The 24,332-nt window shown below is 33.0% G+C and carries 19 protein-coding genes and 1 tRNA gene; 8 read left to right on the top strand and 12 right to left on the bottom strand.

What is annotated here, in order from left to right; translation table 11 throughout:
- The first annotated feature begins 319 nt into the window (after positions 1–319).
- Positions 320–1,045: a 3-deoxy-manno-octulosonate cytidylyltransferase gene (gene kdsB / locus ACEN2F_RS00175; protein ID WP_441734514.1), complete on the top strand. Its 726-nt coding sequence runs from the start codon at positions 320–322 to the stop codon at positions 1,043–1,045.
- A gap of 1 nt (position 1,046) precedes the next feature.
- Here kdsB and ACEN2F_RS00170 read toward each other — a convergent pair whose 3' ends face one another.
- Together ACEN2F_RS00170 and ACEN2F_RS00165 are read right to left on the bottom strand one after the other, a co-directional pair.
- On the bottom strand, positions 1,047–1,757 hold the full coding sequence (locus ACEN2F_RS00170; protein ID WP_441734512.1) for a potassium channel family protein: 711 nt from the start codon (positions 1,755–1,757) through the stop codon (positions 1,047–1,049).
- Between the two features lie 322 nt (positions 1,758–2,079).
- Positions 2,080–2,745, bottom strand: a complete 666-nt coding sequence (locus ACEN2F_RS00165; protein ID WP_441734509.1) for a spermidine synthase — start codon at positions 2,743–2,745, stop codon at positions 2,080–2,082.
- 62 nt (positions 2,746–2,807) lie between these two features.
- Here ACEN2F_RS00165 and ACEN2F_RS00160 point away from each other — a divergent pair, with 62 nt between their 5' ends.
- Positions 2,808–3,362 (top strand): 1-acyl-sn-glycerol-3-phosphate acyltransferase, encoded by a 555-nt coding sequence (locus ACEN2F_RS00160; protein WP_441734506.1) that lies wholly within the window; start codon positions 2,808–2,810, stop codon positions 3,360–3,362.
- A gap of 298 nt (positions 3,363–3,660) precedes the next feature.
- Here ACEN2F_RS00160 and ACEN2F_RS00155 read toward each other — a convergent pair whose 3' ends face one another.
- Positions 3,661–4,137, bottom strand: coding sequence for a helix-turn-helix transcriptional regulator (locus ACEN2F_RS00155; RefSeq protein ID WP_441734503.1), 477 nt, complete (start codon positions 4,135–4,137; stop codon positions 3,661–3,663).
- A gap of 311 nt (positions 4,138–4,448) precedes the next feature.
- Here ACEN2F_RS00155 and ACEN2F_RS00150 point away from each other — a divergent pair, with 311 nt between their 5' ends.
- The 4 genes from ACEN2F_RS00150 to ACEN2F_RS00135 all read left to right on the top strand — a co-directional run bounded on the left by ACEN2F_RS00150 (position 4,449) and on the right by ACEN2F_RS00135 (position 9,364).
- The gene (locus ACEN2F_RS00150; protein ID WP_441734500.1) at positions 4,449–5,603 is read left to right on the top strand and encodes a M14 family metallopeptidase; all 1,155 of its coding nucleotides are present in this window, start codon (positions 4,449–4,451) and stop codon (positions 5,601–5,603) included.
- 77 nt (positions 5,604–5,680) lie between these two features.
- Positions 5,681–6,160, top strand: a complete 480-nt coding sequence (locus ACEN2F_RS00145; RefSeq protein ID WP_007139244.1) for an Lrp/AsnC family transcriptional regulator — start codon at positions 5,681–5,683, stop codon at positions 6,158–6,160.
- A gap of 91 nt (positions 6,161–6,251) precedes the next feature.
- Positions 6,252–8,837 (top strand): phosphoenolpyruvate carboxylase, encoded by a 2,586-nt coding sequence (locus ACEN2F_RS00140; protein WP_441734497.1) that lies wholly within the window; start codon positions 6,252–6,254, stop codon positions 8,835–8,837.
- 11 nt (positions 8,838–8,848) lie between these two features.
- A complete protein-coding gene (locus ACEN2F_RS00135) occupies positions 8,849–9,364 on the top strand; it encodes a DinB family protein (RefSeq protein WP_441734494.1) in 516 nt (171 codons plus the stop codon).
- 1 nt (position 9,365) lies between these two features.
- On the opposite strand, the gene ACEN2F_RS00130 is transcribed toward ACEN2F_RS00135, so the two are convergent.
- From ACEN2F_RS00130 to aroB, 6 genes are all read right to left on the bottom strand, one after another.
- Positions 9,366–9,842, bottom strand: a complete 477-nt coding sequence (locus tag ACEN2F_RS00130; protein WP_441734491.1) for a DNA-deoxyinosine glycosylase — start codon at positions 9,840–9,842, stop codon at positions 9,366–9,368.
- Between the two features lie 9 nt (positions 9,843–9,851).
- Positions 9,852–11,963: a DNA helicase RecQ gene (gene recQ / locus ACEN2F_RS00125; protein WP_441734488.1), complete on the bottom strand. Its 2,112-nt coding sequence runs from the start codon at positions 11,961–11,963 to the stop codon at positions 9,852–9,854.
- An 86-nt stretch (positions 11,964–12,049) separates the two neighbouring features.
- A complete protein-coding gene (locus ACEN2F_RS00120) occupies positions 12,050–12,448 on the bottom strand; it encodes a DNA primase (RefSeq protein WP_441734485.1) in 399 nt (132 codons plus the stop codon).
- A gap of 9 nt (positions 12,449–12,457) precedes the next feature.
- A complete protein-coding gene (locus ACEN2F_RS00115; RefSeq protein ID WP_441734482.1) occupies positions 12,458–13,429 on the bottom strand; it encodes a deoxyhypusine synthase family protein in 972 nt (323 codons plus the stop codon).
- Between the two features lie 93 nt (positions 13,430–13,522).
- Entirely contained in the window at positions 13,523–14,923 is a 1,401-nt protein-coding gene (locus tag ACEN2F_RS00110; protein ID WP_441734480.1) for an arginine decarboxylase, read from the bottom strand.
- A gap of 287 nt (positions 14,924–15,210) precedes the next feature.
- The gene (gene aroB / locus ACEN2F_RS00105; RefSeq protein WP_441734477.1) at positions 15,211–16,278 is read right to left on the bottom strand and encodes a 3-dehydroquinate synthase; all 1,068 of its coding nucleotides are present in this window, start codon (positions 16,276–16,278) and stop codon (positions 15,211–15,213) included.
- A gap of 92 nt (positions 16,279–16,370) precedes the next feature.
- Between aroB and ACEN2F_RS00100 the strand changes: the two genes are divergently transcribed.
- Positions 16,371–17,540: a proline dehydrogenase family protein gene (locus ACEN2F_RS00100; protein ID WP_441734475.1), complete on the top strand. Its 1,170-nt coding sequence runs from the start codon at positions 16,371–16,373 to the stop codon at positions 17,538–17,540.
- Positions 17,541–17,630: 90 nt separating this feature from the next.
- On the opposite strand, the gene ACEN2F_RS00095 is transcribed toward ACEN2F_RS00100, so the two are convergent.
- Positions 17,631–19,418 carry an ABC transporter ATP-binding protein gene (locus ACEN2F_RS00095; protein ID WP_441734473.1) on the bottom strand — a complete coding sequence of 596 codons (1,788 nt, stop codon included), beginning with the start codon at positions 19,416–19,418 and terminating at the stop codon, positions 17,631–17,633.
- Positions 19,419–19,629: 211 nt separating this feature from the next.
- On the opposite strand from ACEN2F_RS00095, the gene ACEN2F_RS00090 reads away from it, so the two are divergent.
- Positions 19,630–19,704 (top strand) — tRNA-Val (locus ACEN2F_RS00090).
- A gap of 513 nt (positions 19,705–20,217) precedes the next feature.
- On the opposite strand, the gene ACEN2F_RS00085 is transcribed toward ACEN2F_RS00090, so the two are convergent.
- Positions 20,218–21,633 (bottom strand): FAD-dependent oxidoreductase, encoded by a 1,416-nt coding sequence (locus ACEN2F_RS00085; protein WP_441735896.1) that lies wholly within the window; start codon positions 21,631–21,633, stop codon positions 20,218–20,220.
- Positions 21,634–21,995: 362 nt separating this feature from the next.
- Positions 21,996–24,257 carry an acyl-CoA dehydrogenase family protein gene (locus tag ACEN2F_RS00080; protein WP_441734470.1) on the bottom strand — a complete coding sequence of 754 codons (2,262 nt, stop codon included), beginning with the start codon at positions 24,255–24,257 and terminating at the stop codon, positions 21,996–21,998.
- Positions 24,258–24,332 lie beyond the last annotated feature (75 nt).

Below are 24,332 nucleotides of genomic sequence, written 5' to 3'. Positions count from 1 at the left end.
TTTAAGATTTACTTAAAATTTACATTGAGTTAATATTCACTTTATCAATAAATTATGATTTTTTATTTGAATAATTCTGATTAATTATAACAAATATAAATTTCTTTACCTACTATATAAAAGAGATTAGAACATTGTTTTCAGGGTTTAAAACAGAAACGTTATGAAAGAGAATTAACAACTTTTTTTCTAATTCATAAAAACAGACTAACTTTGTAGCTTTTAGCAAGGTCATCAAAGTTTTGCTTAAAATTGAGTAAGAATGATCTGCTGTAAAAGTCTCATTTTACAGCAATAAAGACAATAAAAACAAAAAATAATGAAAATAATAGCAGTTATTCCAGCCCGATATGCATCGACACGATTTCCAGCTAAATTAATGCAGGATTTAGGTGGAAAAACTGTGATCTTACGCACTTATGAAGCGGCTGTTGCCACGCACTTATTTGACGATGTATTTGTGGTAACTGATTCCGATTTAATTTATAATGAAATTATTTCTCATGGTGGAAAAGCCATTCTAAGCATCAAAGAACACGAGTCGGGGAGTGATCGCATTGCAGAAGCTGTACTGAATATTGACGTTGATATTGTAATTAATGTTCAAGGAGATGAGCCGTTCATCAATGCGGAACCTTTAGCGAAAGTCATTGAAATTTTTAAAAATGATTTGAACAACAAAGTAGATTTGGCTTCTTTAATGCGCGAAATTACCAATGAGGAAGATATTAATAATCCTAATAATGTAAAAGTAGTTGTAGACCAAAACGGATTTGCTTTGTACTTTTCACGATCAATAATTCCGTATCCAAGGGAGAAAAATGTGGGTGTGAGATACATGCAACATATCGGGATTTATGCATTTAGAAAACAAGCCTTATTAGATTTTTATAGTTTACCAATGCAATCTTTGGAAGCATCCGAAAAACTGGAGCAACTGCGGTATCTTGAATTTGGAAAACGAATCAAAATGGTGGAAACATCTCATGTTGGAATCGGAATTGACACTCCGGAAGATTTAGAAAAAGCCAGGAAAATGATCTGATTTATTCTAGATTTTCATGATCAAAATAGCCTTTGGTTTTGACTTTGGTGGAAAAGAAATTCAAGAAAAGCACAATAAAAAACAGAAACAATAACGCCTGTGTGGTAACTAAAAATTTACCTATTGTAGTGACTGGGTGATAATCGCCATATCCAATAGAGGAGGAGGTTACGATGCTAAAATAAACCGAATCAAACCAGTGAAAAAAAGGTTTATTCAGGTAATTTCCAACAGAATAAAAAACAGCATACGCAAATGCAATTTCTAAATAATTTAAAAAAAGTAACAACATGGATCTTTTGTACGATCGCGGTTTTGAAAATAAATCAGAAGCAAAAATCAGTGTTGGAATATAAAAAACAGTTTCTAAAAACACATAGACTAGAATCAAAATAAGCCATTGATGACTTTGCCAATGATTAACTAAAATCACTATTGGAAACACTACTTTAAGCAAAACATAAAAATCTAATGCCAAATCCTGATAGGCTACTCCTTTCTTGCTGGCCCAATATTTAATATAAATACCGGGAAAAAGTAGTTGAGAAGAGGCTAAAATTAATCGTACAATTTTTTCAATTCCATTGTCTTCCTGATGATCGTTATTCCAAATGGATTGAATATTTTGTATCCGTTTTTGAAGAGGATTACATTTGGGTTGAACAGCTTGCGATGTTTTTCCCAAAAACAGTTTTTTTATAATTTTTTTCATTCAAACATGATCTAAAATAGCGCTGTGTAAGATTACAAAATTTATTCCGTTGCTAAAACTTTTGTATACCTATTTTTATAAAGAATCGTTTTTGAATGCAATTATAAAAAAATTAGTTTTAGTGTTTTTTTGTTTCGTAAAACGAAACAAAACTTTTCAATATACTTCACACTTGAAATAAAGCATGCAGAACAATCTTTTTAATAAAATTTAAATTGATATTACTAAGATCCAGTCATAAAAAGAGAGTACTTAAACGGACAAAAATCAATATGAAATACAACTTATTACTAATGAATTGCAGAACAATTTAAAATATTTTTTAGGATAAATTTTCGATAATAATTATCTCATTATGCACTTCAATTCTTGGAATAGTTTTTATTCTAAAATGGTTTTTGTAAAACTCATTGACATATTTTCTATTTCTTTGATTTTGTTTTTCGTTTAATAACATCGTGTTAAAGAGAATAAAACCATGACTTTTCAATAGAAAGCAAACGCGATTAGTAAAAAAAGGTTCAAATAAAAAATTGGGCATAGTAGTATCCTGAAAAACATCAATAATAATTAAATCGTATTTATTTCGCGTTTTCAAAACATATTCAAAGGCATCATCTATGATAATAGTAAGATTTTTAACTTCATTTAATTGAAAATAGGCATCAGCAATTTTAATTATCTCTGGGTCAATTTCTACTCCTGTAATTTCTCCTTTGAATTTTATTTCCTCTACTAATGTTTTTATTACGCTTCCGCCAGCAACTCCTAAAACTAAAATTTGCTCCATGGCAAGAATTTTGTCAAAACCAATATTTTTTAATCCTAACCTTAATATGCGTTGCAAACTTCCGTATGAATAATTTGCGTTTTGTGAATCTAGAACAAGTTGCCCATTAGTCCAAGTCACTTCAATCGATTTGCTTAAAACTGATTTAGTTTGGTAAATTTTTAAAGGAAGTATATAACTGAATATTTTTTTTAGCATTAGTAGCGGTTTTATCCAAAAATAAGATTTTAATTATTTATTTTGTACCAAAGAAAGTAATAATGAAGAAACAATTGTACAAATGGATCTTTTTCAGTTTGATGGGATGGAAAGTTGTAGGCCATATTGATCCAAAAATAAAAAAATGTGTCATGATGGTGATGCCACACACAAGTGCGCATGACTTTTATTTAGGAATTTTTATCCGCGGAATAACTGGTTTAGAGATGAATTGGGTGGGCAAAAAGGAATTATTTCGCTTTCCTTTAGGACTTTATTTTCGATATATGGGAGGCGAGCCGCTGGATCGGTCCGGAAAATTAAATAAAGTTGACACCATTGCAGCTATTTTCCAGCGAAAGGAGATTTTCCGATTGGCAGTTGCTCCAGAAGGAACTCGCAATAAAGTGAGCACCCTTAAAACTGGATTTTATTATATCGCTTTAAAAGCAAATGTTCCCATAATTCCCGTTGCTTTTGATTTTGGAAAAAAAGAAATTAATTTGGGAAATCCTATTTTACCATCGGGTGATATCGAAAATGATATGATTATTTTGAATAAACATTTTATAAATGTAAAAGGTAAAATCCCGGAAAAGGGATATTTTTTTGAATAAATAATGTGTTGTTATTAGAAAATAAAAGAGACGGATAACTTTAGATATAAATTTATCCGTCTTTTTATTTTTACACGCTAAATTTTATTGTTTACTGTTATAAAATGCCAAAATCATAGTATCCTAATTTATTCCAATTCTAAATTTTTTTGTCTCAAATTTGCTATGCTTCTTCTACCCTGAGCTTCACTTTGTCCTCTGTTATTTCCAAACTGCGACAAAAATGCAACTTATTATTTTCAAGCAGATATCTTTTTTAGTTCTAAATATCTAATTTATAAATTGGAAGTATTTCGTTTTAATCTGGGATATAACTTTTAAAAGTTCCGTTTTTATAAAAAATAACGATTTTATCAATTTCAGAAACAACAGATTCTTTTTTAATCATAGGTATTTCTATTTTTTTAGTTTCCAATGTATCGCTTTGATCTGTGCTCTTAACATTCGAAAATAAATTCTCATCGCTGATTAAATTTGCGGCAGCAACAGAACTATTTTGTTCTTCTATTTGCTGTACTATTTTTTCTTTTCGATGCAACTGATCAAAATCTTTTGGAAAAGTTCCTTGTCCATTTAAGATCCAATACAAATCAACATCTGGATAAACTGCAATAATTTTCAATATAAAATCCAGACTAGGCTTGTTCCTTCCTGACAGAAGATGAGACAAACTGGAACGCTGTACACCAATCTTATCCGCAAAAGAGGAAGCATTCAAACTGTAATATTCCAATATGATTTCTAATCTTTTTGTAAAATTCTCTATGTTTACCATTGTAAATTATTGATGTGAATTTGCTATTTACAAATGTAATCAAAATGGATTCAAATACCAAAATTACAAGTATAAATCAAATTTAATAGTTCAAATTAATTAAAGTTAAAATTTATGTAATATACATTAAAGTACAGAAATATAGCATTTTAATATTAATTTATTAAATCAGTAACAATTGTCAATTATAGGGTGTGTGAACATTCCATTTTTACCTAAAAATATGTTTACAGTATTGAAAAATACGTTCTTTTTATTGTTTACAATTGTAAATATAAAGATGTTTACTTTTGTAAATTAAATAAAACAGCATGAATTTAGAACAAGTTTTCAAACAATATAAAGAAGAATCTATTCACGGACGGTATATTACCTTAGCTTTAATTGAGCCGTTATTACACAAACTAAACACGAATAAGCAACTTAAAATTATAGGAAAATCAGTTTTAGGCAAGCCAATTTATTCGTATACCATAGGAAAAGGTAAAACTAAAATTTTTCTTTGGTCACAAATGCATGGAAATGAAAGTACGACTACAAAAGCATTATTTGATTTTTTGAATGTGCTGCAAGGTGATTCTGAAATTGCACAACAATTATTAAGTTCATTTACTTTTTGTGCCATCCCGATGTTGAATCCTGACGGCGCTACTTTATATACAAGAGAAAATGCGAATAAAGTAGATTTAAATCGTGATTCGCAAGAGTTGTCACAGCCGGAAAGTAAGCTATTGAGAGCTACCTTTGAATCTTTCAGCCCTGATTATTGTTTTAATCTACATGATCAACGAACTATTTTTGGCTTAAGCGAGACTGGAAAACCAGCTACATTGTCATTTTTGGCACCCTCATATAATGAGAAACGAGAAATAAATGAATCCAGGTTAAAAGCAATTAACCTAATTGCGATGATTAATGAGAAATTGCAACCTTATTTGCCTGATCAAATAGGGCGTTTTGATGATTCGTTTAATATTAATTGTATTGGAGATACCTTTCAATATTTAGGAGTGCCTACTTTATTATTTGAGGCAGGTCATTTTAGTAACGATTATCAGCGAGAAGAAACTCGGAAATATGTTTTTATGAGCTTAATTTTAAGTTTCAAGATACTCTTCGAAAACGATATAGTTGTTAATGGAATTGATAAATATTTGAGTATTTCTCAAAATAAAGTCATTTTTTATGATTTTATGTATAAAAACATCAAAATAAATTATGATGGTATTGAAATTATCACCAATTTTGCAGCACAATACAAAGAAGAGTTAATTGAAAATCAAGTCTGTTTTATAGCCTATATTTCACAAATAGGGGATTTAGAGGATAAATTAGGACATTTAGAATATGATGCGAAAGGAGCTTTATACAAAGATGATTTTGATAATATTCCTAAATTAGATCAAAAAGCTGATTTTTATTTAGATAATAACGTGAAATTTGTTAACGGAATGATAAAAATATAATATTTAAGTCTTTTTGTTGTTTTTTATGTATATTTTTATACTTTGTAATAGCAATTAATAATGTTAATTTAAGAATTATGAGTAAGTTTCGTTTAGATGAAGTAGATCACCAGATTTTAGATATGTTGATAGACAACACAAGAGTTCCATTTACGGATATTGCAAAAAAATTATTGATTTCTGCAGGAACAGTGCATGTTAGAGTAAAAAAAATGGAAGATGCAGGGATCATAATGGGATCCTCTTTAGTTCTTGATTATGACAAATTAGGATACTCTTTTATTGCTTACGTTGGTGTTTTTTTAAACAATACCTCTCAAACAAAATTTGTTTTGCAACGTATCAACGAAATTCCATTCGTAACTGTAGCTTCGGTGACTACAGGAAAGTTTAATATTTTTTGTAAAATTAGAGCTAAAGATACTAAACATGCTAAAGATGTAATCTTTATGATTGATGATATTGACGGCGTTTATAGAACCGAAACAATGATCTCGTTAGAGGAAAGCATAAATGACAAAAAAAGATTGATGCATACTATTTTCAAAAATATGTAATACTCTTGATTGCGCTATATATAATTATAACCTCAAGTTTATTCTTGGGGTTTTTTTATGAAAAATTAACTAAACCAACTACAGCTAAATTATGTACACACTGCCTAAAATTGAACGATTCAATCAAGATGTTCTCTCTAAATACCATATTTACAATAGTGTTTTTATCACGTTGCCATTTCACTCGATAGACAATACCGGTGCTCTACTTCCTTTGTTTACAGATATATGCGACACAGGATTTAAAAAGCAAGAGACTCCAAAAGAGATTGTTGATTTTTTTGCCAATAGATATTTGCACAATACCTCTGAGTCAGAGAAAATTGATATTATGTTTCGTTTTATACAATATATCGAACGCCAAATTGTATTATTTGATGCTATTGAAGATGCCGCATTTCCTGTGATCAACAACATGGAAGGGATAGGTTCATTAAGAGACATTAAAGAAAAATCAGATGCAATAGATAAGAAAGATGAATTAATTGATTTTTTGGAGGATTTCAATGTGAGAACGGTTTTGACAGCGCATCCAACACAATTTTATCCTGGTGCTGTTCTAGGAATTATCAATGATTTGACTGAAGCAATTCGAGAAAATAATTTGTTAGATATTAAACAATTACTGGCTCAATTAGGTAAAACTCCTTTTATTCAAAACGAAAAGCCTAACCCATTTGATGAAGCTGTAAGTTTGATTTGGTATCTCGAGAATGTATTTTATCAAACTTCTGGTGCAATGGTGCAATACCTGCAGAAGAATATTTTTAATGGAAATTCTATAAAAAACCCTCTAATTAAACTTGGATTTTGGCCTGGAGGCGATCGGGATGGTAATCCATTTGTGACAACTGAAATAACTTTGAAAGTGGCAGAACGCTTGCGAACTTCAATTTTGAAATGTTATTATGTCGAAATTAGAAACTTAAAAAGGAAGTTAACCTTCTCAGGAGTAGATACTTTAGTTACTGAACTGGAACAAAAACTTTACAGGTCCGTTTTTTATTCTAAGGGAGAAATTTTCATCACTTTAGAGGAATTTAAATCACAGTTAAGTAAGATTAAACAGATAATTATAGATAAGCATCAATCGTTATATTTAGATGAATTGGATGCGCTATTGATAAAAGTTAATTTATTTGGTTTTCATTTTGCTTCACTAGACATTCGTCAGAATAGTAAAATTCATGATGCGGTGTTTAAAGATATAGTAGATTTTTACTTAAAAGCAGATCCTTCTGTTTTTCCTAAAAATTATTTTGAATTATCCGAAGAGGATAAATTTTCTGTATTGTCTAGTGCAAGCGGAAATCTAGATCCTACCGTATTTTCAAATGAAATGACACGTTTGACAATCGAATCTATACAAGCGATTAAGACAATTCAGGAAAATAATGGTGAATTTGGTGCCAACCGATACATTATTAGTAACAATGAAAGTGCCCTAAATGTGATGGAGACTTTTGCATTATTCCGTTTGAGTAATTGGGAAAATCCTCCAGTTGATGTTGTTCCGCTTTTCGAATCGGTTGATGATTTGCAACAGGCACATGAAATCATGGAGAAATTATACACGAATCCTGCCTATGCCGCACATTTGACAAATAGAAATAACAAGCAAACCATTATGCTTGGTTTCTCTGATGGGACTAAAGATGGTGGTTATTTAATGGCAAATTGGAGTATTTACAGGGCTAAAGAAGAACTTACTGCAATTTCGAGAAAATACGGTATAAAAGTAATTTTCTTTGATGGTCGTGGAGGACCGCCTGCCCGTGGAGGTGGAAAAACTCATAAATTTTATGCATCCTTAGGTCCAAATATTGAAAATAATGAAATTCAGGTTACCGTACAAGGACAGACTATTAGCTCGAATTTTGGAACCTTAGACTCCTGCCGTTATAATTTAGAGAATTTGTTAAGTGCCGGTGTAACCAATCAGGTTTTTAGTAAAGGGCAGAATGAATTGACTTCAGACGAAAAAAATATATTGGATCAACTGGCCGGTTTTGGTTATGAAAAGTACCTAAGCTTTAAAAATCATCCAAAATTTATTCCTTATTTGGAACAAATGAGCACGTTGAAATATTATGCCAAAACGAATATTGGGAGCCGACCATCCAAAAGAAGTAAATCGGAACATTTAGATTTTGCTGATTTACGTGCGATTCCTTTTGTAGGTTCGTGGAGTCAGTTGAAACAAAATGTACCTGGATTTTTTGGGGTAGGTACAGCGCTGAAACATTTTGAAGATACGAATCAGTGGGACAAGGTTCAAGGTTTATACGACCATTCTTTGTTTTTTAAAACCCTACTGGAAAACAGTATGATGTCATTGGCAAAATCATTTTTTCCTTTGACAGCTTACATGAGAAAAGATCCTCAATTTGGAGCTTTTTGGCAAATTATATATGATGAGTTTTTAGAAACGAAACGATTGCTTTTGAAAATTGCTGGTCATAAAGAGCTGATGGAAAATTATCCTGACGGTAAAGCATCTATACAAGTAAGAGAACGTATTGTGTTGCCTTTGTTAACGATACAGCAATATGCTTTATTGCGAATTAATGAGTTAAACAAAGAAGATAAACCAGATGAAGCATTGATAAAAGTATACGAAAAAATAGTAACCCGTTCTCTTTTTGGAAATACAAATGCCAGCAGAAACTCGGCTTAAACATAAAAAAAATGAAATCAACACAATTGCCCACAAACGAATATGCCCCTTTTTATACTCCTTATCTGAATGCTTTAGGAGATGTGAATTTGATAGAAGAATTAGAAATTTCATTGCATGATTTTATCCACTTTGTACAAAACATTCCAATGGATAAATTTGATTATCGATATGCACAAGGGAAGTGGAATATCAAGGAAATTATTCAACACGTAATTGACACAGAGCGCATTTTTGCCTATCGTGCGTTACGAATTTCCAGAAATGACCAAACGCCTTTGCCTGGTTTTGATGAAAATGATTATATTGAAAATACACAATCAGCCAATAGAAGTATTCAGGATTTGCTAACTGAATTTTCGGCGGTGAGACATTCAAATTTGTTTCTTTTCAAAAGCTTATCTGAAGAACAATTAAAGAGAATGGGAGTTGCTTCGAATGCAGCTGTATCAGTTCGAGCGATTGGTTTTATTATGATTGGTCATCAAAAACACCATCAAAAAGTATTCGAAGAAAGGTATTTATAATTTATTGAAAACCTGCTGACCAAATTTTTAGTTTATTTTCAAATGACGTTGTATTTGCAGGACTAGTGGAAGGCATCACATAATAAGTGATGCCTTTTATTTGTCCAAATTTTTTTTGAAAGTATTTATGACTTTCTTTTCCGTTAAAAATGATGGTAGTGATTCTGGGAAATTTTTTAAACAATGTTTCAAAATCATTCTCTTTTTGATTTTTGATATGGATGTCTAAACTTCCTTTTCTTTCACAATTTTCTAAAACATCCCAAAGTCCAATTTTATTCGCTTGAAGTAATTGTATCTTTTCTTCAAAGATTTCAGCTATTGGTAAATTATTCAACAACGTATACATTATTTTCCAGAAATGATTTCTTTTGTGTGCATAATATTCCTGTTTTTCTAATGAAGCAATTCCAGGCATTGTTCCTAAAATTAAAATTTCAGTCTGAGAATTTACGAAAGGTGTAAAAGATTGGATCATTTAAAGTTTTTAAAGTACTATATTTTCTTTTTCTAATATTGCCAATGCTAACCGAATTTTTCCGTAATCAATTTTTTCTTCAAAATAATCAAAATACGGTTTTAAGGCATTTGGTGCTTCCAGTTTTATTTGCGCTTCGGCAATTTGAGAAACTTCTTCTTTTGAAATAAAGGAATCCAAATCAATGTCCGCTCCGTCAACGTACAATTTAGCTAAGTGAGACATAATTGTACTTAATCCTAATTTTCTTTTTTGGGCAATTTCTTCAACAGAGAATCCGTTTTTATAAAGTTCTAACGTTTCTTTGTAGGTAGTGGTTTCTTTCTTTTTTTTGACAACTTTAGAATTTTGAAAATCAATTATAGTTTTAATAAAGACATCACCATATTTTTCCAGTTTTGCTTTTCCAACTCCATCAATAGCTAGCAATTCAGTATCGCTCATCGGTCTTTCGGCTTCCATTTGGCGCAAAGCCGCATCACTAAATATTACATAAGCAGGCACTAATTCTTCTTTGGAGATAGCATAACGCAATTTTCTGAGGGTTTCAAAAAGTGAATTTGCGACTGATTTAGTTTTCGTTTCTTTTGCTTCTTGTTTTTCAAAATTAATTTTCTGAACTATGGTCAGCTGTACTTTTTCACCTTCAAACAATACCTTTTTAGCAAGAGTGGTTAATCTAATTTTGTTTTGTTTATGAAAAGCAATTTCACAATACCCTAAATTGATGAGTTGTATCAAATATTGATTCCAATCAAACCATGAAAGATCAGCACCAACACCGTATGTTTTTAAGTTTTGGTATTCATTTTCAACGATGTAAGCATTTTTAGAACCGCGTAAAAAATCAATAATTACAGGTAAAGGTTCCATCTCCTGCAACCGAATAATTGCTGATAATGCTTTTTGAGCAATCACAGTTCCATCAAAAAATAATGGCGGATTTTTGCAAATATCACAATTTCCGCAGTTCTCTGTAACGAGTTCACCAAAATAGGACAGCAATATTTTTCTACGACAACTTAATGCGTCGGCATATTGTTTCATTCGCTCCAGTTTGGCTAGTTGTACTTCGGCATTTAAACCTTGTGAAGCAAATTTTTGCAATTGAATCACATCACCATAACTTTCGAATAATACGGTTTCAGAGGGCAAACCATCGCGACCGGCACGACCAATTTCTTGATAATAACCTTCTATGTTTTTAGGTAAATTGTAGTGGATCACCCAGCGAACATTAGATTTGTCAATTCCCATCCCAAAAGCGATAGTTGCACAAACTACTTTGCAATCATCATTGATAAATTCATCTTGCGTTTTCGAGCGGATTTTATTGTCTAAACCAGCGTGATATGCCTTAGCGCTAATACCTGTTTTTTGTAATTTTTCAGCCAGTTCTTCGGTTGTTTTTCTGCTTAGACAATAAATAATTCCAGATTCATTTGGTTTTTCTTGGATAAAATCTATAATTTGTTTTACTCTGTCTAAAGCAGGTCGCACTTCTAAACTTAAATTTTTTCTATCAAAAGAGGCAACAAATATTTTAGGATTTACTAAGTTTAATTGTTGGCTAATATCCTTACGAGTAGCTTTATCAGCGGTTGCAGTTAAAGCTAAGATTGGAGTAGAGGGAAAGCGCTTTTTTAGATACCCTAAGTTTGTATACGCGGGTCGGAAATCATGTCCCCAAGCCGAAATACAATGTGCTTCATCAATTGCAATAAGACTAATGGTTAATCTATTAAAAAGATTATCTAAAAAAGACAAACTTTCCGGAGCGATATAAACGAGCTTAATTGTGTTTGATTTTAGGCTTTCAATATAAAATTGTCTTTCGTCTTCGGTTTGGCTGCTATTGATAAAACAGGCTTCAATTCCATTGGCTTTAAGTCCATCCACCTGATCTTTCATTAATGCGATCAATGGAGAAATTACAATTGTGATGCCAGGGAAGAGCAACGCTGGTAATTGAAAGCAAATCGATTTTCCGCCACCGGTGGGCATTATTGCCAATGTATCTAGACCGGAAAGGACACAATTTATTATTTCTTCTTGGTTGGGTCTGAATTTTTCAAAACCGAAGTTTTCCTTGAGTTTGGTGTATAAAATTTCATTTGTCATTTTTGGCGTATATTTCACTTCTAAAGTAATAAAAAAAGGAACTCATCACGAGTTCCTTTTATAAATGTTTTGAAAACAAGAATTAATTATTCGTCGTCATCGTCATCTGAAAAATCTTTTTCATCAGCATCTTCATCATCCTCATCGTCTCCTAAATCTGAATCTGGCTTATCAGTAATATCATCCTCCTCGTCATCGTCATCGATATCATCATCTAAGTCAATACCTTTAATTGGTTCAACTTCTTCATCAATGATAATTTCATCATCTTCATCATAATTTTCAATGCGATCAGCAAGTTTAGTACTCACTTTTACTAAATAAATAGTATCGTCAGTTCGTACTTCAACGGCTTCCACTAATTCGTTTTTAGCATTTCTAAAACTGATAATATTTGAATCATCATAACCGTCTGGAAATTTATCAACCAATAGGTTTAAAATTTCATTGGTAAGTTTTGCGTAATCAACAATCACTCTTTTCATAAAAATATTCTAAAGATCTAATAAATAAGCGAAGATTAAAGGTGCCACAATAGTCGCATCTGACTCAATAATAAACTTAGGTGTTTTGATATCTAATTTACCCCAAGTAATTTTTTCATTTGGAACTGCTCCAGAATAAGAACCATAACTGGTTGTCGAATCTGAAATTTGACAAAAATAACTCCAGAAAGGAACGTCATGCATTTCCATATCTTGGTACAACATTGGCACCACACATATTGGAAAATCTCCAGCAATACCGCCACCAATTTGGAAAAATCCTACTCCTTTAGAACTATTTTTTGGATACCAATCAGATAGGTACACCATATATTCAATACCGGATTTCATTGTAGAAGCTTTTAAATCTCCTTTTATGACGTACGATGCAAATATATTTCCCATTGTACTATCTTCCCATCCAGGCACAATTATTGGTAAATTTTTCTCAGCGGCTGCGTACATCCAGCTGTCTTTAAGATCAATTTCGTAATACTCTTCAAGAACACCTGAAAGCAACATTTTATACATAAATTCATGCGGAAAATAACGTTCGCCTTTGTCGTCAGCTTCTTTCCAGATTTTGTAAATATGTTTCTGCAAACGACGGAATGCTTCATGCTCTGGTATGCAAGTATCGGTTACTCGATTTAGCCCTCTTTCTAGTAAATCCCATTCATCTTGTGCTGTCAAATCGCGGTAATGTGGTACTCTTTCATAGTGAGAATGAGCTACTAAATTCATTACGTCTTCTTCTAGATTTGCACCAGTACATGAAATAATATGCACTTTGTCCTGACGAATTATTTCAGAAAAGATCTTTCCAATTTCGGCAGTACTCATAGCTCCAGCCATGCTCACCATCATTTTTGCACCATTGTCTAATTGTTGTTCGTATGCCTTAGCGGCGTCAACTAAAGATGCAGAATTAAAATGCAAATAATGCTTTTCGATAAACTGACTGATTGGTCCTTTGCTCATTTTTTAAAATTTAAATACTTAGAAATCAATACGTTAAAAATAGTGTTTCAAATTTAACGAATTTTTATATTGTATAATTGAATAATTGTAAATTTATTTTTTTTCGTACCCTAATATTTTTAAAACATCCTCAGAGGTTTGTTGTTCTGAAAACACTTCGGTTGCTAAAATACCGTTTTCGTCTCTATCAATCAATATATGTTTTGGCTGCGGAATCAAACAGTGATGTAATCCGCCGTATCCACCAATCGTTTCTTGATAAGCTCCGGTATTGAAAAACCCAATATAGAGTGGTTTTTCTTTATTGTATTTAGGTAAATAAATAGCATTCATATTTTGTTCCGAGTTATAGTAATCATCGCTATCGCACGTTAAACCACCCAACAAAACCCGCTCGTAAGTATCGTTCCAGCGATTAATTGCCAGCATGATAAATCGTTTGTTAATTGCCCAAGTATCAGGCAAAGTCGTAATAAAAGAGGAATCAATCATATTCCATTTTTCTCTATCATTTTGCTGCTTTTGATACAAAATCTGATATATCGCTCCACCGCTTTCTCCTACGGTGTAGGAACCAAACTCCGTAAAAATATTTGGAACATCAACTTCTGCTTCATCACAAGCAATTTTTATCTGATTGATGATTTCGTCTATCATATATTGATAGTCATACTCAAATGCTAGTGAGTTTTTTATAGGAAAACCACCACCAATATTCAATCCGTCAAGTGTAGGACATTCTTTTTTTAGAGCGACATAAACCTTGATACATTTTACTAATTCGTTCCAGTAATAGGCATTGTCATTAATCCCGGTATTGATAAAAAAGTGCAACATTTTGAGTTCCAATTTCTTATTTTCCTTGATTTCCTTTTTGTAAAACGGGACAATATTTTTGTAGCCAATCCCTAGTCTTGAAGTATAAAACTCAAATTTAGGATCTTCTTCTGCAGCAATACGGATTCCAATTTTGAATTTGTTTTTGATCTTTCCTTGCAGTAAATCTAATTCTTCGTAATTGTCAATAATCGGAATGGCGTTTTTATGACCATTATTAATCAGTCGTGCTATATTTTCAATATATTGGTCTCTTTTGAAACCATTACAAATCACATACGTACTTTTATTAATTTTGCCATTTGCTAATAAATTTTCAACAATATTAATATCAAAAGCAGATGATGTTTCAATATGAATATTATTTTTAAAAGCTTCATTCATAATAAATTCAAAATGAGAACTTTTAGTACAATAGCAGTAAAAATATTTTGCCTCATATTTGTTTTTTTCCATCGATTTACGAAACCAGCTTTTGGCTTTGTTGATGTTGTTAGAAATTTGAGGTAAATAGGTGAATTTTAAAGGCGTACCATATTGTTCAACCAATTTCATCAAATCGATATTGTGAAATTGAAGATTATCTTTGTTTAATGTAAATTCTTCTTGCGGAAAATAGTAAGTTTGATTGATTAAATCAGAATATTTTGTATTCATTAGATGTCTTTCTTATAGGTTATAAAAGTAAAAAATAAAGGAACCTATAATTCAAACCCGAATATTTGCATAAATAATTTGAAGCTTTTCGTGATCTGCTTTCATGTATTGAAAAACATCAAAACTAAAATTTCCCTTTATCGAATAAAATCGCTTCAAAATTCTTAAAAAAGAAAAATTGTTTCGAGCTTTATTGGAACTATAATTTTGTTTGTTTGGAGTTTTTTTCATTGCTGCAAATGTAAAAAATATTATATACGTAATGCAATCCTTTTTGTAAAAAATAATTAAGATTTATAATCCAAAAATGCTCTAAGAATTAATTCATTTTCAACTGATTGATTGATTTTGATTTTTCCAATGCCATCAATCAATGCAAACTGAATGTTACCGTACTCATTTTTCTTGTCGTGAATGAGTAATTCCACGATAGGTTCAATGTCCTTTTCATCAAAAAGGATGTCGTCATATATAGATTTAATACAAGATTTTATTTCAGAATATTCTTCTTTATTGATTAGTTTTTTATCCAATGAAATGAAACTTTCTAGTAGCATCCCAACGGCTATTGCTTCTCCGTGCAGCAAAGTAGTTTTATTTTCATTTTCTAGAAAATAGCTTTCAATGGCGTGGCCTAAAGTATGACCAAAATTCAATGCTTTTCGGATATTTTTTTCAGTAGGATCTTGAATGACAATTTCATTTTTTATTTCAACCGAACGGTAAATTAACATATCAAAATCAGCAAAATCTATAGCTTTTAAATCTAAAAATTGCTCCCAATATTCTTTATCATATATCAAACCGTGTTTCAGCATTTCGGCAAGACCGGAACGCATTTCGTTTTGTGGCACCGTTTCTAAATATCGAGTGTCGATAAGCACCATTTTTGGTACATTGATAACACCTATTTGGTTTTTTAAATTTCCTAAATCCACTCCGTTTTTGCCTCCTACAGAAGCGTCCACCATTGATAGTAATGTGGTAGGAACATGAATAAAATCAACTCCACGCTTGAATGTTGAAGCAACAAATCCGCCTAAATCAGTCACAACGCCACCACCTAGATTTATGATCAGACTTTTTCTGTCGGCACCAAGTTCCGTGAGTACTTTCCAAATTTGGACGCAAGTCTCAATATTTTTATTTTCTTCACCCGCATCAAATTCAATGATTTCAATAGCGAGATCTGTTTCTAGATAAGGGAGAAAATGAGGCAAGCAAAACTCATTAGTATTGCTGTCGACAATTATAAATAGGTTAGAATATTTATTTTCTTTTAAATGAAAATTTAATGCTTGATTTCCTTTTTCGTTAAAATGTATCGGATAACTATTGGCTTGAATTGACTGCATCGGTTTGGATTAATTGAAACCGCAAAATAAGGCAATTTTTGCTAAATAATATTCAAAACTCTGTCTATATTTGTACAAAAATTTAACAAATAATGGAAAAAATATTCAATAATACACAAGTTGCCTTTTCATTAAAAAGTGATACGGAACTTGATAGAGCTTATTTTCTTTTCAAAATGATTGCTAATCAGCCACTGGTTCGCATTGGAACAGCAGTTACAAATTTTGCCTTGAAAGCTCATCTTCCTGTTGAAGGTTTGATTCGTGCTACTGTATTTGATCATTTTTGCGGAGGTGTGAATGAGGTCGATTGCCTTTCTGTGGTAGATAAAATGTACACTAAAGGTGTTTCATCTGTTTTAGATTATTCTGTAGAAGGAAAAGAACAGGAGGATCAATTTGATGCTGCGCTTGAAATGACTTTAAAAACAATCGAATTTGCAAAAGAACATCAAGCAATTCCTTTTGCTGTTTTTAAACCTACCGGTTTTGGTCGTTTTGAATTGTATGAAAAATTAGGAGAAAAACAAACATTAACTGATATAGAGCAAGCGGAATGGAATAGAGTAGTGGAACGTTTTGATTTGGTTTGCAAAGATGCCCATTCTAAAAATGTTGCCCTATTAATTGATGGCGAAGAGAGTTGGATGCAAGACGCCGCTGACGAACTGGTGACTGAAATGATGCGCAAATACAACAAAGAAAAAGCGATAGTTTTTAATACTTTGCAAATGTATCGTTGGGATCGTTTGGATTATTTGAAAAAATTGCATCAACAAGCCAAAAACGAAGGATTTCTTATTGGAATGAAATTAGTTCGTGGTGCTTACATGGAAAAAGAAATTGTTCGTGCAAATGAAAAAGGATATCCATCTCCAATATGCGCTTCAAAACAAGCCACAGATGAAAATTATGATGCAGCAGTGCTTTATATGATTGAGCATTTAGATGCGATGTCACTTTTTGCAGGAACACACAATGAATCTAGTACGTATACTTTGATGGAATTAATGCAGCAAAAAGGAATTAAAACAAGTGCGCATGGTGTTTGGTTTGGTCAATTATATGGAATGAGTGATAATATTAGTTACAATCTAGCTGATCATGGGTATAATGTTGCTAAATATTTGCCTTTTGGTCCTGTCAAAGATGTGATGCCGTACTTGATTCGTCGAGCTGAAGAAAACACTTCTGTAGCAGGACAAACCAGCCGAGAATTAGAAATGATCAAAGCAGAGCGCAATCGAAGAAAAGAAAAATAGAATAAGCATTCAGTTATTGATATTCAATTACAAAAAAACTCCATTCAATAAGCTGAATGGAGTTTTTTTTATGTCAAAATAGGAATAGATTTAAGAATTACTGAATTGTAAATTGCTTAAATTTTTATAAATACCATTTTCTAAAACTATTAGTTCTTGATGTGTTCCTTGCTCTACAATTATTCCTTTATCTAAAACTAAAATTTGATCGGCACTGCGAATAGTCGAAAGACGGTGTGCAATAATAATACTAGTTCGTCCTTGCATTAAAATTTCGAGTGCTTCCTGAACTAATTTTTCACTTTCACTATCTAATGATGATGTGGCTTCGTCTAGGATCAAAATACTTGGATTTTTTAATAACGCTCTTGCAATGGCAATACGTTGTCGTTGACCTCCGGAAAGTTTAATTCCGCGTTCACCCACAATGGTTTCAAATTTTTCAGGAAAACTTTCTATAAAATTGTAGGCATTCGCTTGTTTCGAAGCAGTAATAATTTCTTCTTCGGTGGCATTTGGTTTTCCATAAGCAATATTTTCTCTGATGGTTCCACCAAATAATATCACGTCCTGTGGCACAATACTCATATTTCCTCGAAGGTTTTCTAAATCAAAATCATAAATATTTTTTCCGTCAACCAATATCTCTCCTTCATCTATATTATAAAAGCGTAATAAAAGTGAAGCAATAGTTGATTTTCCGGTTCCACTAGGACCTACAATTGCTATTTTTTGACCAAAATTGGCCGTAAAACTAACATCTTTCAAGACTTTGATTTCTTTTCTAGAATGATAACTAAACGCTACATTTTTGAAGGTAACATTTCCTTTTATCTTTTGGCTTTTATCAACATCTTGAACTGAATTAATTTTTTCAGGAGTTTCATCTAATAATTCAAAAACACGTTCTGTTGCGCCAATCGCTTTTTGGATTTGAGCATATAGCTCCGCAATTCCGCCAAAAGAAGCTCCAACGAAAGTAGAATACAGCACAAAAGAGATCAATTGTCCTACGCTCATTTCGCCGCTGATACTCAATCGAACACCAAACCAAACAACGGCTACAATGGCTCCAAAAAGACAGAAAATTATAAACGAAGCAAAATAACCTCGATACTTTCCGCCTTTGATGGCTATAGTAACGACTTCTTTTATTTTCCCATTGTAACGGGCAATTTCGTACCACTCATTGGCGAAAGCCTTAACGATACTAATACCTTGCATTGTTTCTTCAACGATTACTTGACTTTCGGCTACTTTATCTTGAACACTTTTTGAATATTTTCTGATGAATCGACCAAATATAACAGCAGCAACGGCAACAAGCGGAACTACAGATAACATTAATAATGTTAATTTAATACTTTCGTTTGCCAATAAAAGTACGCCACCAATAATTAGAATAAATTGTCTCAAGAATTCAGCAATTGTAGACGTTAAAGTGTCTTGAATTTGGGTTATATCAGAACTGATGCGGCTGTTTAATTCTCCAACACGCTTCTGCGAGAAGAAAGACATTGGCAGCTTTACCAAATTGCTGTAAAGTGCTGCTCTAAGATTAGCCAAGGTATTTTCAGTAAAATTGACAAATAAATACAATCTAAAAAACGAAAATATAGATTGAAGAAATAAAATTACAAGTAATCCTCCTGCAATCATATTGGCTTGCGAATTATCTTTGTTTTTGACACAATCGATAAGCATCCCCATCAATTTAGGAAAAGCTAAAGCGGTTGCTCCAGTAAATAATAGAAATATTAAACCCACATAAAATTTCCAACGATGATTTCCTGCATATTGAAATATTACAGTTGCTTTGTGGAGTGAACTTGCAGTAATTTTTGATTTTGGTAAATCGTTTTCTTTGAACCTGGCCATTATTTATTGTTTAAAGTGCAAATGTATGACTATAACAAAACAATACAAAAAAATAGCAGTGTTTCATTGTGAAGATAAAGTACTATAAGAGAGCGGAAAAGGAAATAATCTCAATTTTTTATTGATTTTTTTTTCAATTTTGCTTGCAGATACGATTTCTAGCCCTATATTTGCACTCGCAATAAGGAAATGAAATTGACCAAGTTGTTTAGGGCAATTAGCTCAGCTGGTTCAGAGCACCTCGTTTACACCGAGGGGGTCGGGGGTTCGAACCCCTCATTGCCCACAAAAAACTCCATTATAAATAATGGAGTTTTTTTTATGTCTAATGGTTTATGATCAATCCCAAAACCTGTGGAGCGGCAAAAACTACTTATAAATAGTTTGTGGAACACGGCACTTAAATCCTTTTTAGCAGATTTAAAAATAGATATTATATTGGTTACACTTCTAAATTTAGAAGATTGCATTATTCGTCACAATCAAAAAAGCAAAGGTTTTACTAGCAATGTAAATGATTGGAAAGTTGTTTATCTCGAAAAACATGAAACAAAAAATTAGCTCAACAAAGAGATTTACAAATAAAATCTTGGAAAAGTAGGTTTAAAATTCTAGAATTAATCTCAAAAAAAGAATGGTTCAGCTGTTTCAGAGTATTCCGATTCTATCGGAAGTGGTCGGGGGTTCAAATCCTGCATTGCCCAAAAAAAAAATGAATCAATGACTAAATGAATTCATTGTAAATTTTACAACAGGGCTATCGAACCTTTACAGTATTTTTTCATTTTTGGGTTACTAGTCATTTATTCCCAAAAAGCCTTCCCCGTGGAGCATCGCCTTCATAAAGCACTATTTCTGAATGTAGAAAAACTGCCGCAGCCGCTGAATCTTTAACTTTTATGGCACTACGTTCTATCATTTCTGCTTCAAATGCCATTAACACATTTTTTCTTATTCCCGTTTTTCGCCATTCCGATAAAGGTCGGCATCCTCTTGATATTTCTCTGGCTAGCGCAAGCGCGTCTAATAACGCTTGATTTGCACCTTGTCCTTTGAATGGGCTCATGGGGTGTGCTGCATCTCCAAGGAGAGTTGCTGGTCCAACTTTTAGCAACATTTCTGATTGGAGAAGTGCTCGATCATACACGGGATATCCTGAAATCTGGGTTTCCTGAGTCGCAGCTAAAATCTGCGGAATAGGGTCGTGCCACTGCGTTCTGCGACAAGCTTCTTCCTTGAGTGCCTGAGTTCCTCGAGCACTCAACGCCTTAGCTTCATCTTCGTGCATTGGAAAACTTAGTTGCCACATCACTGAGTCTGCCTTATAAGGCATTATGTAAATCCGTTCATTACCATTAGCGGTTTGAAATACGGTGGCCGAGTCCAGTAGAGAACTGTTCAGTCCCCCAAGAGCACTCAAAGGACAAATACCCAGTATCACAATACAATCCAGATAACGTAAAGGGGTGATATCTTCCCCAATCAGCAATCTGCGCACTGAACTGCGAATTCCATCGGCTCCAACTACAATATCTGCCTTGCAGCTTTTCATCTGCCCATCTACGTTAAAGATTAAGTCAACACTTTCATCTTTACATTTCTTGAAATCTATTAATTGATGTCCCCATTGTACCATGTCATGTCCACCGAGCTGCTCCAGCAGTGCTAAACGTAAAGATTGTCGTGCGATATGTACGTTAGAATTTTTTGGGGACGTTCTCGCTTCTAACTGCATCCATTTTCTCATTCCCCATTCCCCAATCACTTTTCCTTCTGTGGTATGTACCAAATGTCTTGTTGAAGTCACTCCTTCTTTTAACGAGAAAATACCAAATCCTTCAATCGCTTTGCTAGCTTGTTGTAAAGTAAGCCCATATCCCTGTGACCTAGCTTCGAAATTATCATCGCGCTCATAAAGGGTAAAAGGAATTCCGCGGTGTAAACAAGCCACAGCAAGAGCCACGCCTCCAATACCTCCGCCAATAATAGCAACATGAGGGTAGTTGTCTTTATCTGCTATTGGGGGTCTGGACGAACGAAGCAGCCCAGATCCGGAACATTTCGGGCAGGAGTGAAGGTGACCTTTAGGAGGTATCGGGGTGTTCCCTTCACTATTCTCCATTTTAAATTGCTCTAGTGCTATCTGGTAGAGGAGTCGCGCTTTTTTAGTTAGTCCTCGACTTTTCTTGCCTCTTCCTTGACATTCTAGGCACATAGTCCAGCTTGATTCCTTATTTTCCAATTTTTTTACTTCCTGTTTTATTTAAACTTAATTATTACTATTTTCTTAAAAAACTAGCCGATACTATTAATACTCTATTTAATAATAATTCATTTATTATTGGTTCATTATTTCCATATATAAACATGAGAATTTACTACTATAAAATAAATTATAGTTTTTAGCGGTTGCATCATTTTAAGGCAAAATAATAACGCTGCAAAATTACCTCTTTCAGTTTAAAAGAAAAAGGATTTCTGAGCGCTAATTATTCAAAATTTCTTTACAGAATTATTAAAATATTTTCAAAAGAAATTCTTTTGAATTTTTAAATCCTTTTTATAATAAAGCTTACATCAATCTAAAGCAATTGGAGCTGCAAGGCAACTATCCGGAATGTCAAAGGCTTTTACTAATGAAACAGCATCCGGCCTGATTTCCCAGCAAAGTTGATTCACCATCTTACGGATCCCTTTTGTTTTCGCAGCTTCCATATAACCATCTTCAAGATACCATCCTTTATTTTTCTCCATTTGTGAAAGCGCATACAATTGACACAATTGAGTCATTATTTCCTTACTTTTTTTGTCCTCCACGGTTCGTATCGCTTTTTGAAATTGCTCCAGAACAATTCGTTCGAGATAGGCTTGAGCTACATCAATCATTTGGTGTTGCACTACATTAAAGGCATCATAAGGTTCAAGTCCGTTATCAATTAGCTTTTTCAATCGCTTTGCTGCCGATGCCAATATTGTTTTCTCTCGATATTGGAAAGCGCTCAAGTGAAATTCATCGTCTATTAAATGGGATTCATCGGTTTTGCGCGTTACAATTGGATTTTTTTCAGAAATAGCTGTTTTTGCATTTTCAAAAACGTAATTAATTATTCCCATTGCATCCAATTCGCCAAATTCCTTGCGAAATTCTGATAAGCGATTTTTAGCAACTAATTGCATTAATACGGTATTGTCACCTTCAAAAGTAGTGTAGATTTCGGTATCATTTTTCAACGCATCGATTCTATTTTCTGATAGATATCCTTTACCACCGCAGGCTTCGCGACATTCTTGTAAAGCATGTGTGGTGTTCCAGGTTGAGTAGGCTTTCATTCCTGCAGCCAAGGCTTCAATTTCTGGCATTTCCGATTCTGTTCTATCAATAAAGCGATTCGTCACATATTGTAAAGCAAAATGAATGGCATACGTTTTTGCCAGCAATGGAATCAATCTTCGTTGATGCATTCGATAATTCAATATTGGTACTTCTGAGCCTCCTTCGGGTCCAAATTGCCTGCGTTTGTCGCTATATTGGATCGCTATTGTCAATCCTGATTTGGCTGCAGCCAAAGCGGATCTTGGAATCCCAATTCGACCACCTACCAAAGTTCCTAACATTGTAAAAAAACGGCGATTATCACTTGGAATCGGACTTTCAAATTTTCCTTCTTCGTTCACAGAGGCAAATCGATCCAGCATATTTTCTTTTGGAATAACAACATTATCAAAACGAATGGTCCCGTTATCAACACCATTAAGTCCCATTTTATGTCCACAATCACCAATAGTGATGCCTTTCAGGATTTTGCTGTTAGGATCTCGAATTGGAACAATAAAAGCATTCACACCGTAATCTATTTCATCAATAATTAATTTAGCAAAAACCGTAGCCATCTGACCATGAACTGCTGCGTTACCAATGTATTCTTTCTGCGCCTTTTCATGCGGTGTATTTATGGTAAAAGTTTGGTCATTATGGCTGTAAGTTGCCGTTGTTTCTAATCCTTTTACATTCGAACCATGATTGGTTTCAGTCATGGCAAAACACCCAGGTAACTGAAGTGAACCAATGTCATTTAAGTATTTACTATAGTGTTTTTCGGTTCCAAGTGAATGGATACTCATTCCCCAAAGTCCAAATTGTACACCAAATTTGATTACCAAACTTAAATCGTGATAGCTCAGCGTTTCCATGATGGCAAAATAATCTGCTATGTTTTCGCCACCGCCGTATTGCTTAGGATACGCCATGTTTCCCAAGTTCTCTTTTGCAAGTATTTTACACCAGTCGTACACTTTTTCACGATATAGGGCCGTATCAGTTGATGTTTCATAAGCAAATTCAGGTCGGCTGATGACCGCTTTTACTTTCTTAATAATATCGGACTGTTTTCCATCCAGAATTTGCGTCATTTTATCAATTTCAAATGTGTGTTCAGATTGATAATTTGAAGTAAATGTCTTTGATCTTATTTTAAAATTTCCAATTGCTTCTTCGCCTAAAATCCCCAAATCATTTTCCAGCTGAATGAAATCAGGTGCAAGATTTTTGATAAAGGAATCATTTTCGGCCAGCACTATCGAAACATCAAATATAGACTTGAGCAAGGGATTATAGTGAATAGCAGAATCTATTTCAGTTTTCCAATCAGCAAGCAGTGTTCGGGAAGGTGGAACAGAAATGGCTATTTTTGAAAGAAGAAATTCTTGTTCGTTTTTGGAAATCCAATTTTGGGAATGGATAAAATCCTGAAGCGTAATAAATTCTTTTTGTGTTAAAAGGTCATCGGACCAAACAAGATAAAAAAATGGGATAAAGGCTTTTAATTTTGAATTTTCCATAGTAAACTTTAATTAAAATAATAATTTTAGTTTGGTTAAGATAGAAAAAAATTTACGACTAAGAATAAGTAATAT

The organism is Flavobacterium sp. W20_MBD1_R3 (assembly GCF_052119725.1).
GTDB lineage: Bacteria > Bacteroidota > Bacteroidia > Flavobacteriales > Flavobacteriaceae > Flavobacterium.
The sequence above is the reverse complement of the archived record's forward strand: the minus strand, read 5'-3'. Positions and strand labels throughout refer to the sequence as shown.

Coding starts and splice junctions, on each gene's coding strand:
- kdsB (WP_441734514.1), top strand. CDS start 320: ATGAAAATAATAGCAGTTATTCCAGCCCGATATGCATCGACACGATTT.
- ACEN2F_RS00170 (WP_441734512.1), bottom strand. CDS start 1,757: ATGAAAAAAATTATAAAAAAACTGTTTTTGGGAAAAACATCGCAAGCT.
- ACEN2F_RS00165 (WP_441734509.1), bottom strand. CDS start 2,745: ATGCTAAAAAAAATATTCAGTTATATACTTCCTTTAAAAATTTACCAA.
- ACEN2F_RS00160 (WP_441734506.1), top strand. CDS start 2,808: ATGAAGAAACAATTGTACAAATGGATCTTTTTCAGTTTGATGGGATGG.
- ACEN2F_RS00155 (WP_441734503.1), bottom strand. CDS start 4,137: ATGGTAAACATAGAGAATTTTACAAAAAGATTAGAAATCATATTGGAA.
- ACEN2F_RS00150 (WP_441734500.1), top strand. CDS start 4,449: ATGAATTTAGAACAAGTTTTCAAACAATATAAAGAAGAATCTATTCAC.
- ACEN2F_RS00145 (WP_007139244.1), top strand. CDS start 5,681: ATGAGTAAGTTTCGTTTAGATGAAGTAGATCACCAGATTTTAGATATG.
- ACEN2F_RS00140 (WP_441734497.1), top strand. CDS start 6,252: ATGTACACACTGCCTAAAATTGAACGATTCAATCAAGATGTTCTCTCT.
- ACEN2F_RS00135 (WP_441734494.1), top strand. CDS start 8,849: ATGAAATCAACACAATTGCCCACAAACGAATATGCCCCTTTTTATACT.
- ACEN2F_RS00130 (WP_441734491.1), bottom strand. CDS start 9,842: ATGATCCAATCTTTTACACCTTTCGTAAATTCTCAGACTGAAATTTTA.
- recQ (WP_441734488.1), bottom strand. CDS start 11,963: ATGACAAATGAAATTTTATACACCAAACTCAAGGAAAACTTCGGTTTT.
- ACEN2F_RS00120 (WP_441734485.1), bottom strand. CDS start 12,448: ATGAAAAGAGTGATTGTTGATTACGCAAAACTTACCAATGAAATTTTA.
- ACEN2F_RS00115 (WP_441734482.1), bottom strand. CDS start 13,429: ATGAGCAAAGGACCAATCAGTCAGTTTATCGAAAAGCATTATTTGCAT.
- ACEN2F_RS00110 (WP_441734480.1), bottom strand. CDS start 14,923: ATGAATACAAAATATTCTGATTTAATCAATCAAACTTACTATTTTCCG.
- aroB (WP_441734477.1), bottom strand. CDS start 16,278: ATGCAGTCAATTCAAGCCAATAGTTATCCGATACATTTTAACGAAAAA.
- ACEN2F_RS00100 (WP_441734475.1), top strand. CDS start 16,371: ATGGAAAAAATATTCAATAATACACAAGTTGCCTTTTCATTAAAAAGT.
- ACEN2F_RS00095 (WP_441734473.1), bottom strand. CDS start 19,418: ATGGCCAGGTTCAAAGAAAACGATTTACCAAAATCAAAAATTACTGCA.
- ACEN2F_RS00085 (WP_441735896.1), bottom strand. CDS start 21,633: ATGTGCCTAGAATGTCAAGGAAGAGGCAAGAAAAGTCGAGGACTAACT.
- ACEN2F_RS00080 (WP_441734470.1), bottom strand. CDS start 24,257: ATGGAAAATTCAAAATTAAAAGCCTTTATCCCATTTTTTTATCTTGTT.